Annotated in this window: 13 protein-coding genes; 7 read left to right on the forward strand and 6 right to left on the reverse strand. The window is 60.7% G+C overall.

Annotated elements, in window-relative coordinates; genetic code table 11:
• Window positions 1-57 precede the first annotated feature (57 nt).
• The 6 genes from AC5I5I_RS13080 to AC5I5I_RS13105 all read right to left on the reverse strand — a co-directional run bounded on the left by AC5I5I_RS13080 (window position 58) and on the right by AC5I5I_RS13105 (window position 6,078).
• Window positions 58-1,020, reverse strand: a complete 963-nt coding sequence (locus tag AC5I5I_RS13080; RefSeq protein ID WP_495973627.1) for a sugar ABC transporter substrate-binding protein — start codon at window positions 1,018-1,020, stop codon at window positions 58-60.
• Window positions 1,021-1,062: 42 nt separating this feature from the next.
• A complete protein-coding gene (locus AC5I5I_RS13085; protein WP_495973629.1) occupies window positions 1,063-2,043 on the reverse strand; it encodes an ABC transporter permease in 981 nt (326 codons plus the stop codon).
• Entirely contained in the window at window positions 2,040-2,993 is a 954-nt protein-coding gene (locus AC5I5I_RS13090) for an ABC transporter permease (RefSeq protein WP_495973631.1), read from the reverse strand. Before AC5I5I_RS13090 ends, AC5I5I_RS13085 begins: the two co-directional genes overlap by 4 nt.
• Window positions 2,986-4,554 carry a sugar ABC transporter ATP-binding protein gene (locus AC5I5I_RS13095; RefSeq protein WP_495764921.1) on the reverse strand — a complete coding sequence of 523 codons (1,569 nt, stop codon included), beginning with the start codon at window positions 4,552-4,554 and terminating at the stop codon, window positions 2,986-2,988. Before AC5I5I_RS13095 ends, AC5I5I_RS13090 begins: the two co-directional genes overlap by 8 nt.
• 132 nt (window positions 4,555-4,686) lie before the next feature.
• Window positions 4,687-5,043, reverse strand: coding sequence for a cupin domain-containing protein (locus AC5I5I_RS13100; protein ID WP_495973634.1), 357 nt, complete (start codon window positions 5,041-5,043; stop codon window positions 4,687-4,689).
• A gap of 525 nt (window positions 5,044-5,568) precedes the next feature.
• Window positions 5,569-6,078 carry a hypothetical protein gene (locus tag AC5I5I_RS13105; RefSeq protein WP_495973636.1) on the reverse strand — a complete coding sequence of 170 codons (510 nt, stop codon included), beginning with the start codon at window positions 6,076-6,078 and terminating at the stop codon, window positions 5,569-5,571.
• 249 nt (window positions 6,079-6,327) lie between these two features.
• On the opposite strand from AC5I5I_RS13105, the gene AC5I5I_RS13110 reads away from it, so the two are divergent.
• From AC5I5I_RS13110 to AC5I5I_RS13140, 7 genes are all read left to right on the forward strand, one after another.
• Window positions 6,328-7,560, forward strand: a complete 1,233-nt coding sequence (locus tag AC5I5I_RS13110; protein WP_495973638.1) for a tyrosine-type recombinase/integrase — start codon at window positions 6,328-6,330, stop codon at window positions 7,558-7,560.
• A gap of 678 nt (window positions 7,561-8,238) precedes the next feature.
• Window positions 8,239-8,487 (forward strand): hypothetical protein, encoded by a 249-nt coding sequence (locus AC5I5I_RS13115; protein WP_495973640.1) that lies wholly within the window; start codon window positions 8,239-8,241, stop codon window positions 8,485-8,487.
• The gene (locus AC5I5I_RS13120) at window positions 8,484-8,864 is read left to right on the forward strand and encodes a hypothetical protein (RefSeq protein ID WP_495973642.1); all 381 of its coding nucleotides are present in this window, start codon (window positions 8,484-8,486) and stop codon (window positions 8,862-8,864) included. The genes AC5I5I_RS13115 and AC5I5I_RS13120 overlap by 4 nt, the downstream gene beginning before the upstream one ends.
• A 50-nt stretch (window positions 8,865-8,914) precedes the next feature.
• The gene (locus AC5I5I_RS13125; RefSeq protein ID WP_495973644.1) at window positions 8,915-9,913 is read left to right on the forward strand and encodes a hypothetical protein; all 999 of its coding nucleotides are present in this window, start codon (window positions 8,915-8,917) and stop codon (window positions 9,911-9,913) included.
• A 79-nt stretch (window positions 9,914-9,992) separates the two neighbouring features.
• Window positions 9,993-10,184, forward strand: a complete 192-nt coding sequence (locus AC5I5I_RS13130) for a hypothetical protein (RefSeq protein WP_495973646.1) — start codon at window positions 9,993-9,995, stop codon at window positions 10,182-10,184.
• 200 nt (window positions 10,185-10,384) lie between these two features.
• On the forward strand, window positions 10,385-10,588 hold the full coding sequence (locus AC5I5I_RS13135) for a hypothetical protein (protein WP_495973647.1): 204 nt from the start codon (window positions 10,385-10,387) through the stop codon (window positions 10,586-10,588).
• Window positions 10,589-10,600: 12 nt separating this feature from the next.
• The gene (locus AC5I5I_RS13140; protein ID WP_495973649.1) at window positions 10,601-11,368 is read left to right on the forward strand and encodes a hypothetical protein; all 768 of its coding nucleotides are present in this window, start codon (window positions 10,601-10,603) and stop codon (window positions 11,366-11,368) included.
• Window positions 11,369-11,426: the final 58 nt, after the last annotated feature.

The raw sequence follows: 11,426 nt of genomic DNA on the forward strand, positions 1-11,426 counted from the left end.
GCGGCGGCGCGAACTTTCCAAGCCCGCGCCGCCACCGATAGATTCAAGTGGTCGAGACTATTTCGACGCCACCTCCTCTATCTTCGGGCAGGACCGCGACTCGATCGGGATATCGTGGTCCTTGACGTTAGCTGAATCGATGACCACCACAGGCACCATCAACTCCTTCGCGATCGGCATGCCCCGCAGCGCGCGGATCGTGGTCAGCATCCCGAGACATCCCTGCATGAAGGGATCCGACGACCCCGACGCGTGCATCTTGCCGGCCTTGATGAGGTCGACCGCTTCCTTGCTGCCGTTGATTCCGACGACCAGCGCTTTGCGGTTGGCCGCGGCCAGCGCCTCGACGACGCCGGTTGCCATCGCATCGTTCGCGGCGAAAACCCCGTCGACCTGGGGATGGGTCTGCATCAGGTTTTCCATGACTTGAAGCGCCTGCAGCCGTTGATAATTGGCCGGCTGGGACGCCAGCAGCTTGATGTTCGGGAATTCTTTCAGCGCGTCGTTGAAACCGCGCATCCGGTCGGTGCTGGTCAGTGTCCCCTTGACGCCTTCCAGTGCGATCACGCTCCCCTTGCCACCCATGGCCTTGAAAAGATTGGTTGCCGTTTCGACACCGAGCTTGTGATCGTCGACACCGACGAACGAAAGGATGCCTCCGCCGGCAGGCCTGTCGGTCATGCCCACGACCGGAATCTTGGCGTTGACCATCTTGTCGATGGCCGGCACCAAAGCCTTGTAGTCGACCGGCGTGAACAGCACGGCGCTCGGCTTCTTGATGACGACGTCTTCAACCTGGCTGAGCTGCTCCGGAATGCTGTCGGGCTTGATCGGAATGTACTGGATCACCGTCACCCCGAGCGCCTTGGCGGCATTCGCAGTCCCAACTCGCACGGTTTCGAAGAACGGATTGGTCTGGTTCTTGGTGAAGACCGCAACGGTCTCCTTTTGAGCATTAGCGGGGATGGCAGCGATCGCCACGATCCCGGCCGCGGAAATTATGGTCGCAAGTGTCTTCATCGCTTCACTCCCATCTTAATCGTTGTCGTTTATCTTAGTTCATCAAGCCGCATTGGTTCGCGTTCGCGTCTTCATGTCGAGCCAGACCGCGAGGATGACGATGAACCCGGTCACCAGCGGCTGCCAGTTTGCGTTCACGTTCATCAGGTTCATGCCGTTGAGAATCAACGTAAGGATGAGGCAGCCGACCAGCGTGCCGAACAGCGAGCCAACACCCCCGAACAGCGAAGTACCCCCGATAACGACCGCGGCGATGGCGGGCAGCGTCAGCGCCTCACCGATATCGCCTTCCGCCGAATTCAGCCTCGCGAGGAAGATGATCGAAGCGAGCCCCGCCATGGCGCCGGACGCAACGAACACAAGGATCAGCCGCCGCTGGACCGGCACGCCGGACAACCGCGCCGCGACCGCGTTCGCCCCAACCGCGTAGATTTGCTGCCCGAACGTGGTCCGGTTGAGAAGCAGGTTCCCAAGCAGCAGGAAAACCACCATCAGGTAAATCGGAATCGGAATGCCGAGCAAATGACCACTGCCGAGGGCCCGGAATTCCGGCGGGAAGCCATGAACCGACTGCCCGCCCATGTAATAGTACGTTGCGCCGTGTGCGACCCACAGCATTCCGTAGGTCGCGATGAATGACGGAATACGCAGCTTGGTTACCAGCACGCCGTTTGCCAGACCGACGATCGCGCCGATCCCGATCCCGACCGCAGCGCCAATCCACGGTGAGCCGGTTGCCTTGATGACCGTCGCGGCCACGCACGCGCTCAGCCCCACCGTCGCCCCAACCGACAAATCGATATTGGCCGTAAGGATGACGAGTGTCAGTCCCGATGCCATGAAAAAGAGCAAACTAGCCTGGCGCAGAACGTTCAAAAGATTGTTCGTCGTGAGGAATGCCTCGCTGACGAACGAGAGCACCACGCAAATGATGAACACTGCCAGCAGCCGGTAGGATACGCTGATGACGTTCTCCGAGAGCATCGGCCGCAGCGATGTCGCGCTGTTTTCAATCTGGCTCATTCGGGCGACTTCCGCAGTCCGTCGATCAGGAGCGCGACAATCACCAGCAAGCCGACGCAAACGACCTGCACTGATGACGGCATGGCCATGAGGTTGAGCCCGTTGCGCAGGACGCCGATGGCCAGAACGCCCAGCAAAGTCCCGAGCAACCAGCCTTCGCCGCGCTCAAATTGCGTACCGCCGACCGCGACCGCGGCAATCGCATCAAACTCCATGCCGATCGCCGCGGTCGGATGCGCGGAGTTGATGCGCGAGGTCAAGAGGATGGCGGCCAGGCCTGCCATCAAGCCGCCGATACCGTAAATCACCGCGAGCACCAGCCGGTCGTTCACGCCGGCGTGCCGAAGCGCCTCGCGGTTCCCGCCAAGCGCCGGGATATAGGTCCCAAGACGCGTGTGATAGAGAACGAAGTGCATGACCGCGTAAGCGACCGCGGCGATGATGATCGGGTTCGGGATGCCGAGCAGATGCCCGGCATAGAAGACCTGCAGTTCAGCGGGCAGCCCGACCACACTTTGTCCATCCGTCAGGACAAGGCAAAGGCCCTGCGCAACGCCAAGAGTGCCAAGCGTTGCGACGAATGGGGGAATGTCGAGATACGCAATGATCCAACCGTTGAGCAGGCCGAATGCTAGGCATACGGCCAGCGCCGCAAGGAAGGCGACCGATAGTCCGCCGGTCGCAACCGCGACAAGAGCAAGAACGACCGAACCCAGCGTCAGAACGGCGCCGATGGATAGATCAAGCCCTTCCGTCATGATGATGAAGGTCATCGGAAGCGCTAGGAGAAGCAGGATCGCAGACTGAACCAGGATATTCGATAGGTTCGCGACCGACGCGAAGCCGGGATTCACGCTCGCGAAGATCGCGAATAGCACTGCAAGGACGAGCGCAACGCCCGGCACGCGCCCCAGTAAGGAAACGCCGGATGCAAGTACGCGCTCACTCATGATGCATTCCCAGACTCAGGATGTTCTCTTCGGTCAACCGGTCGCGCGATAGCTCCCCGGCGATGCGGCCCTCCCGCATGACATAGGCGCGGTCGCAGACATTGACGATTTCGCTCAGTTCGGAACTGATCATCAACACAGCCGCGCCGTTCTGTACGAGGTCATACATCAGCGAAAAGACCTCAGCCTTGGCGCCAACGTCGATCCCGCGTGTCGGCTCGTCGAAGATGAAAAGCTTCGACTCGGCGGCGAGCCATTTGCCGACCACCACCTTCTGCTGATTGCCGCCCGACAAGACCTGAACGGGACGCCGCTCGGAGGGCGTGACGATCCGCAGCTTGCGGATCATGTCGTTGGCGACGTGCTTCGCCGTTCCCGGGCGAAACACGCGCGACGGGAACAGCCTTTCAAGCGTCGCAAGGACGACATTGTCACCGACCGATCTGATGAGCGCCAAACCTTGCGCCTTGCGGCTCTCAGGTATCAGCGCGACGCCACGGCGCACGGCATCGTCCGGGCCTCCGGTGAATCGCTCGCCGAAGATATGCACTTCACCCCCGGACATGCGATCCGCGCCGAAGATCGCACGCGCGACTTCAGTCCGGCCGGACCCCACAAGGCCAGACAGCCCGACGATCTCGCCGGCGCGCACCTGAAGGTTGATGTCCGCGATGCCGCTCGGCGCACTCAAATTCCGCACATCGAGTGCGATGTCGCCCACGTTGATGTCCGAACCGCGCCGATGGATGGCGTCGATCTTGCGCCCAACCATCTTGTGGACCAGATCGGACGGCGAGGTTTCGTCCGGCAGCACGGTTGCGACCTTCTTGCCGTCCCGCAGAACGGTGATGCGATCGCCCAGCAGAAAGACTTCAGCCATGCGATGCGAAATATAGACGATAGCGACACCGTCGGCCTTGAGCCGCCGCATCATGCCAAACAGGTGCTCCGTTTCCGAGTCCGATAGCGCGGACGTCGGTTCGTCCATCACAAGAACACGCGCGTTCTGCGACAGGGCCTTGGCGATCTCCACGATCTGCTGTTGAGCGACACCCAGCTTATGAACCGGCGCATCGATATCGATATCGGAGCCGATCGTCGCGAGCACCCGGGCCGCCTCCTGGCGGATTTTGGCGCGGTCGATCGTGCCTGGAATGCGGCCAGGGAATTCCCGTCCGAGAAAGATATTCTGAGCGACACTCAGGTAAGGGACGAGCGAGAATTCCTGGAAGATGACGGCGATCCCGAAATTGCGGGCATCCAGTGTCGACCGAATCTCGATTTTCTCCCCGTGGTGGAGCAGTTCTCCGTCGTCGGCTTCATAGGCGCCGCACAGCACCTTCATCAGCGAAGACTTGCCGGCGCCATTTTCGCCGCACAGCATGTGAATTTCGCCGGCGAAGATCGCAAAAGATACATCGTCGAGCGCCCGCACGCCGGGAAACGTCTTGCTGATGTTCCGCAATTCCAGGAGCGGCACGCCCTGCTGCGCGGCTGGCACACCGCTACGGGTCTCCGCGACGTCGGCCTTCACAAGCACCGCACGAGCCTCAGCCCGCATGAAGCGCCAGCGTTGCTGACACAACTCCCGTTGACCACCGTATCCTCCGCGTTTCTTCCCATATTGGCCGAGACGGATCTTGCGTCTGCCTTCAGCCGAATTTGTTGCTTGTTATTCGCTTCTCTGACGCGGCTACGCGCCGCGATCGGGGATCTTCTGATCATCCTCCGGCGTGAAGTAACCTGCTTCATCGAGGCTGGATGCGCCGCAATAGCCCCAGATGGTCACCAGCGTCTCGGTGTCGGAGGCGTTCTCCAGCGCGTGATACGCGTTGCGGGGCACAAATGCGAGATCGCCCGCGCGCAAATAGAAGGCTTCCTGGCCGACGCGTTTGATGCCAACGCCCTGAATGACATATTCCCATTCTTCCGCATTGGGATGCCGGTGCATGGCGTGCTGAGCCTTCACGCCCGGCGGCATTGTCGTCTTTCCCACAACGGTCTGTTGTGACGGCATCGTTGAGGAGGTGATTAGCCAGCGCACGTCCATCTTGTGCCAGCCACGATCTTCGGTCAGCGACGCATCAGACGCGACCGCTTGCGGAACAATCTTGAAACGGCTGTCCTCGCTTGGCGCCACGCAATACCCCCGCCCTTTCGCTCATAAAATTTACGAAGCGCCGGTTGAATGCAAGCCAATTTTCCGAGGGGCAGACCTACGGCGCAGATGCGTTACGGACGGAATTGTGCGCTGCGGCAGATATCATTTCTAACGACGCTATCGCTTCATCATCTCGTGGGAATTTCTGCGCCAAGCAGCGCAATGACAGCCTGGCTTCCCATGGTGGTCGCCGCGAAGGCACTTTTGGACGACATGACAGATAGGTTTCCCTGATCTCGTGCGTCACTGCGTGCTGGCAATCTAGGAGCGTCCAACCGCACTCATTGCTGAAAGAAAGCGCTTCTATGAGTCGCGAGGCGGGCGCGATGCTTATCCGTCAGCGACAAGGAGTTTTGCCAGCGCAATTCGGCACGAGCGGTCTTGCTCAGCCTGGGCGAAAGCAGAGGACGACCGTCATCGTCGAAGGTTACGAGCGAGCCGCTCGGCGTCGCTGGGGCAATCCTTCCACGGTACGATTTGGGAGGCGCGCAGCAGCGCGGTGTCCAAGATGCCGGTCAAGGGGCAGCGTCCTTGCCAGTACTCAATCAGCCTCGCCCGGAATATGTCCTGGCCGATGCGCTGTACGACAAGCCGCTCGGCCTCGGTGGTCTTCGGAAGCTCTTTGATCTTGGCCTGAACTTCCGCAGCGGCGCATCGGGCAGACTGGCCGGCAGCTGGTCGACGCGCAGCAACACCCGTCTCAAACCTGAAGCGCGCGATACCTGGTCCCGGGATCGAGACGACAATCAGGTTTGGCTCCTCGGCAACGCCGGCATGATCGAGCGCAAGATACCATGAGCCCATGGGTCCCGATCCGGCAAGATGGATGGTGCGCGGCACCGTTGTCGAGCCGAAGGCAGCCCGGCTCTCGGGATAGCGAAAAAAGAGGGCCTTTATCCGCCCCTTTTCATTCGGAAATTGCACTGAACACGCTCCGGTGCATTCCGAACCAATTTTCGATTGTAAAACCGTGGTGCCGGCGGAGGGATTTGAACCCCCGACCACCCGCTTACGAAGCGGAAAACAACGCTTAACCCTGCCATCACATAGCTATAACAGACTCGCCGGAAACCCTTGTTTTTCAAGGCGTTTAGCGTCACATGGCCTAACGCGACCTAACGCCCTTAACCGGCCTTTTCGTCGACCCCAGACCGACCCCAGAGGGATTTTGCCATGGCCAAGGCTCCGCTGAAGTCCGCGCTGTACTATCGCAACCTGGCCCCGCGGCCGACCCGGTTCGAGGAACACGACGACGGGGTGAAGGGCCTTCGCCTCGCCGTCCAGCCCTCCGGCCATAAGTCATGGGTGGTCCGGTATTCGGTCGACAAGCGCGAACGCAAGTACACGCTGGGCGAGTTCGACCGGGTCGGGCTGGGGGACGCCCGCAAGCTCGCCGCCGACGTGCTGCTGAAGGTCGCCGCCGGCAAAGACCCCCAAGGCGAAAAGATCGTCGCTCGTCGCAAGGCCGTCGCCGGGCTCGATAAGGAGCAGACGCTAGGTGCCGTTTATGAGCGGTACCTGAGATGGGCACGGGACGTTCGGCAAATGCGGCCGAAGTCGATTCAGAACATTGAGTCCATTTTCAAGCTGGTATATCTGCCGAAGTTCGCGCGGCGCCCGTTGCCGGACGTGACACCCGCCGAAGTATTGCGAGCGGTCGACAACGCAGGCGATCGGGCGCACGCGTACGCCGTCGGCAAAGCGTTTTTCAACTGGGCACTGGGCAAGCTCTTGATTGACCGCTCGCCGATGGCTGGACTCGAACACCCGGCCAAGGGCAAGCCGCAACGCGACCGTGTCCTGACCGCCGACGAAATCAAAACACTATGGAAAGCCGCCGACGAAATGGCGTACCCGTTCGGACCGATGGCAAAGCTCTTGCTGCTGACCGGCGCGCGGCTCCGGGAAGTCTCCGAAATGCATCGATCCGAAATCGACTTCGACAAGCGCGAATGGAAGCTTCCGGCCGACCGCGTGAAGAATGGTCGCGAACATATCGTTCATTTAAGCGACGTCGCGCTAGACGTGCTGAAGGCATTGCCGAAGATCGGCGACAAGCCCGGCTTGTGCTTCACGACGACCGGCGAGTCTCCCGTCTCCGGCTTCAGCCGCGCTAAGCGAATCTTCGACCGCAAGATGACGGGCGTTCCGGCTTGGACGTTTCACGATCTTCGCCGGACTTGTGCAACGGGCATGGGCGAGCTTGGAGTCCCGGTCGTCGTGATCGAGGCGGCGCTTAATCATGTCTCCGGCGTTCGCGGCGGACTCGTCGGCCGATATCAACATCAATCGTACGCAAAGGAACGGCGGGAGGCTTTCGACCAATGGGGCGCGCATGTCGCCGCGCTTGTGAAGGGCGAGTCTGTCCCGCTTGTGCCAGAACAAGCCGAAGCCGTCCCGGCCTGACAGGGGGTCCGAGACGGATCGGACTCGCTATATCGCCGCCATAACCCGGCTTGCAATCTTTCACCACTGATCCTAATTTCCGGCTGCCACGCCAATGAGGGCGGCTCCGTCCGGTTGAGACGGTTCGGGCACATACACTGGAACCGACAATTTTGTCGCACGTCGCGCCGCCTTGGGGCGCGGCGTTCCGAGTATGTGCCATGTCGACGCCCAGCAGTGACGACCCATCTTGCGAATTTCTGACTAAGCCAATGGTCCGCGCCCGCTATGGCGGCGCGTCGGATATGTGGATTCACCGCAAACAACAGAACGCTGGATTCCCGGCGCCCGTGTACCTCGGAGCGTCGCGCCCGTACTGGCGGCGTTCCGACCTGCTCGCATGGGAGAGTCGGACACTCGGCGCCGACCCGCCGAAAAATAAGGGCCATCGCACGAAGGCCGCGTGAGGCCGCGGCAATGAGTCGTCGTTCATTTCATACCAGCACGACGGGCTGGCTTGCGGATCGTTGCACGGCGGAGGTCCGTGCGCATGTCCGACACGTTTGCGCGCTTATCGACGCGGCCGACGTTGCGGCTTTGTCGACGGCGGCGAACTTCGCGACGGCGTGTCGGATATTGCTCGCACTTCTGCCAAAGGCAAGCGGCCTTAACAACGTCAGTACAAGCCCGATCGGACTCTTGTACGCGGCCGACGCTCTGACGCTTCCATTGCGAATCGCCCAGAGCTTCGGCGTGATAAAGGCCGACGCAACCGCTAGTTCGCTCGCCCAGACGTTCCGCCGCATCAACAAGGCGACCGGCCCAGCGGCCGACGCGGTCCGCGCGATACTGACCGGCAAAGGCGAACCAGCCGCTGCTGTCATGCTCCGCCGCGTGATCGAGGCCCGGCGCGGCAGTCCGTTGCCGACGTTCGAGCTAGATGCATGAACGCGCGGGAGACCATATCGGACGGCGCATGGAATGCGTTGCTCGAATTGTTCGAGCATTATTCCAGCATCTTGCAAGCAATGAGCGTTCACGACCAATACAAACTGACCGCCGAACAAGAGACGCGATATCGGACGCGGTGCGATGAATTATTCGGGCGCAAGCGCAAGCGCGGCGGGCAAAAGGTCGATACCAAAGCCAAGGCCATTGCGCGCATTCGGGAGCTTATAGCCGACGGCGTCGACGAAGCCGAATCTATTAGGATAGCCGCCGCTGAAGCTCCGGGACGCGGATACGACGTTGACACGATGGCGCGTTACTGGCGAGCGGCGAAGAAGGTGGACTCGAATGCCCGATTGGAATCCGTGAACGCTTAGACGTGCGCCACTATTATCGCTCGAGTTTCAAACGAACCGGAGCAGACGCAATGTCTAAACTCGAAACCAATCCCGCTCATATGGTCGCCGATGCTGAAGCGTTGGTTTTCAGCAACCTGCCGCTAGCGGCGCGCGACTATGTTGAGCAATGGCGCGCGGCTGAAGACCGCATTCGCGACGAACAACGCGTCGACGCCGACCGGCAACAAGTTCTCGCCCGTGAACTTATGGAAGCAGAAAATCATTTGCGGACCGTCCAGCGCGCCTATGACGACGCGCCGAACGCAACGTCGAAAGACCTGCAATTCGTGAAGTCGCAAGAGGCGGTCCGCGATAGCAAGAAAGCCCGTCTCGACAAACATCAACAGGCGACGGAAAAGAAACGCGACGCCCGCGCCAAGTCGCGGACTCTGTCATGGCAAGAGAAAGGCGAAGATCACGCGCGGAAACGCTGGCACGTTCCGCACCGTGATATTCCCGGCGCGCCGCTGCCTGAAGCCAACGCGACGATTGACGCTTTGGAAGGCGTCCGCGGCAAGATCACGGCCGCGAATGCCGCCATCAAAGCCGCGCAAAAGGCGCCGTTGACCGTCGTCGAAGCGTTCCAAGCCTTCAAGCGTCGGATCGAATCCGAACTGAAAAACAAGGCGGGCACTACCGGACTCGGCGGATTTTTTCATGTCGACTACAACGAAAGGGGCGATTTGCTTCCATACAGCCCCACAATCAACATTGAGCGAATCGGGCTGCTGAGTTTGCGCGAACTGATTCTGTCCTGGGGCGAAAATCGCCTTCGGGAAATCGGCGACCTGCACGCCTTCGACTGCAAAAAGCCGCTGTCGCACGCCCAGCGCAAGAAACAGATTCAGAAGCTCCGCGCGGAAATCGACAAGCTGGAAATTGAAGAGGGCCGAGTCATTCGCGCGCTCGCAGCGAAGGGCGTCTTCGTTCCGCTCCGTGCCGATACCGTGTCGCTTAATGCCGTGCTGGGTATTGAGCCGGACACCGACGCAATCGCAAGCCGCAAGCTGGCGACCGAAGCCGCTTAGTGCGGGCAACCTCGAACCTATGGGAGTCAAGACAATGAAACCGGAAACACTGAAGATGATTGAAGCTGCGGAGCGCCGCATGCGCGGCGTGACGAACGACGAACGCGCTCGCACCGGCGGAGTCACGGCGTCACGCGACGACGGCGACGACTTTTCGGACTTCGTCGACGACGGCGACGACGGCGACGTGAGCGCGCGTCGGCCGAAGTCGTTCGATGAAATCGACACCGCGGCCGTGTACGCGAAATTCAACAAACGGAAACCGGCATAGGGCGAAGCGCAAGCAGGTATGAACGCCCGAAGGTCGGCCCGCCGTCGGCTCTGCTGCCGAAGTCGGAAACCGACGGCAACACGCTCGCCGCCCGTTGACTCGTAGGGTTGACAGACGGGCGATGGGCAAACCCCGCTCCCGGCTGTGTTTGTGGTCAGACTCCGGTCGGGAGCGGGTCAATCAACGGAAAGGACTCGACCATGCGTAATTACAAGAAAGATTCATACCTGATCCCGCTCGCCGCCGCGGCGAATGAGATCGGCAAGAGTGGCGAATTCGTTTTGACAGTCGCAGCCGAAGGGCAAATTCAAGAGCATCCGGGCCGCCGGTTCTCATTGAATGAGCTTCGCGCGCTCGAACGCCTTCCAACAATCCGCAACGTCCAGCGCCGCGTGACCGGATAAGGAGTCGATTCCATGGCTAAGGACCAACTCGAAATTGATCGGGACGCCGCGATTGCCGCTGCCAAAGAGGTTTACAACGGCGCAAGAGCCGTTGCCGAGGCTGTTCTCGACGCGGCGTACGACTCAAATGACGCTGATCACAAAGCGGCACTCAAAGCCTCACAGGCGAAATTGACGGCCGAACAAAAGGTTATCAGCGCGACGATAAAGCCGCGGGGCCGGACCGACGCTGGATACGCTGATGCGTACAACGCCGCCCATGAGAAGGCGGGTAAAGCATGGAAAGCGCGGAATCTCGCTATCGACGAAAAGTATAAGGCGGATCAAAAAGCCGCTGAGGCCGCGTGCCGCGCGGCTTGCGATGCCGCTTATGTGGCGTATCTGGGCGCCTGCGACGAAGCGGAACGCGAGTTCGACCGGCTATGGGACGAACGGCAAGCCGCTGAAGACGCGGCCGAAGACGCGCGGATTGCCGCTGAAGACAGACGCCAACGCAGAGAAGAGGCGAAGCGGGCACAAGCCGCACGATTGGCAGAAGAGGAACGCGCGCTAACCGCTGGCCCGGCTGTGACTGTCACGCCTTACCAAGCCGCCGCGCGACTCGGCCTGACCATGAAAGAGTTTTGGGCGCATGTCATTTCCGGCAAGTACCCTGAGCCGCGCGACGACAACACGTATGACCGCGACACAATCGACCGTTTGCCGCGGCCGAAGGTAGTCCGCCGCAAACCTATCACCACCACGCCCAGCAACATTTTTACGGACATTGTGAAGTTTTGAGAAAGTGAAGGCCCGCTACGTCTTGTAGCACGCGGCGGGCTGGGAAGGCAGAGTCAGT

It is taken from the genome of Pseudorhodoplanes sp., assembly GCF_059499825.1.

Excerpts from the sequence above, each read along its gene's own strand:
- AC5I5I_RS13125 (WP_495973644.1), top strand. The coding sequence starts at position 8,915 with ATGTCTAAACTCGAAACCAATCCCGCTCATATGGTCGCCGATGCTGAA.
- AC5I5I_RS13140 (WP_495973649.1), top strand. The coding sequence starts at position 10,601 with ATGGCTAAGGACCAACTCGAAATTGATCGGGACGCCGCGATTGCCGCT.
- AC5I5I_RS13135 (WP_495973647.1), top strand. The coding sequence starts at position 10,385 with ATGCGTAATTACAAGAAAGATTCATACCTGATCCCGCTCGCCGCCGCG.
- AC5I5I_RS13095 (WP_495764921.1), bottom strand. The coding sequence starts at position 4,554 with ATGCGGGCTGAGGCTCGTGCGGTGCTTGTGAAGGCCGACGTCGCGGAG.
- AC5I5I_RS13120 (WP_495973642.1), top strand. The coding sequence starts at position 8,484 with ATGAACGCGCGGGAGACCATATCGGACGGCGCATGGAATGCGTTGCTC.
- AC5I5I_RS13080 (WP_495973627.1), bottom strand. The coding sequence starts at position 1,020 with ATGAAGACACTTGCGACCATAATTTCCGCGGCCGGGATCGTGGCGATC.
- AC5I5I_RS13110 (WP_495973638.1), top strand. The coding sequence starts at position 6,328 with ATGGCCAAGGCTCCGCTGAAGTCCGCGCTGTACTATCGCAACCTGGCC.
- AC5I5I_RS13085 (WP_495973629.1), bottom strand. The coding sequence starts at position 2,043 with ATGAGCCAGATTGAAAACAGCGCGACATCGCTGCGGCCGATGCTCTCG.
- AC5I5I_RS13090 (WP_495973631.1), bottom strand. The coding sequence starts at position 2,993 with ATGAGTGAGCGCGTACTTGCATCCGGCGTTTCCTTACTGGGGCGCGTG.
- AC5I5I_RS13100 (WP_495973634.1), bottom strand. The coding sequence starts at position 5,043 with ATGGACGTGCGCTGGCTAATCACCTCCTCAACGATGCCGTCACAACAG.
- AC5I5I_RS13130 (WP_495973646.1), top strand. The coding sequence starts at position 9,993 with ATGCGCGGCGTGACGAACGACGAACGCGCTCGCACCGGCGGAGTCACG.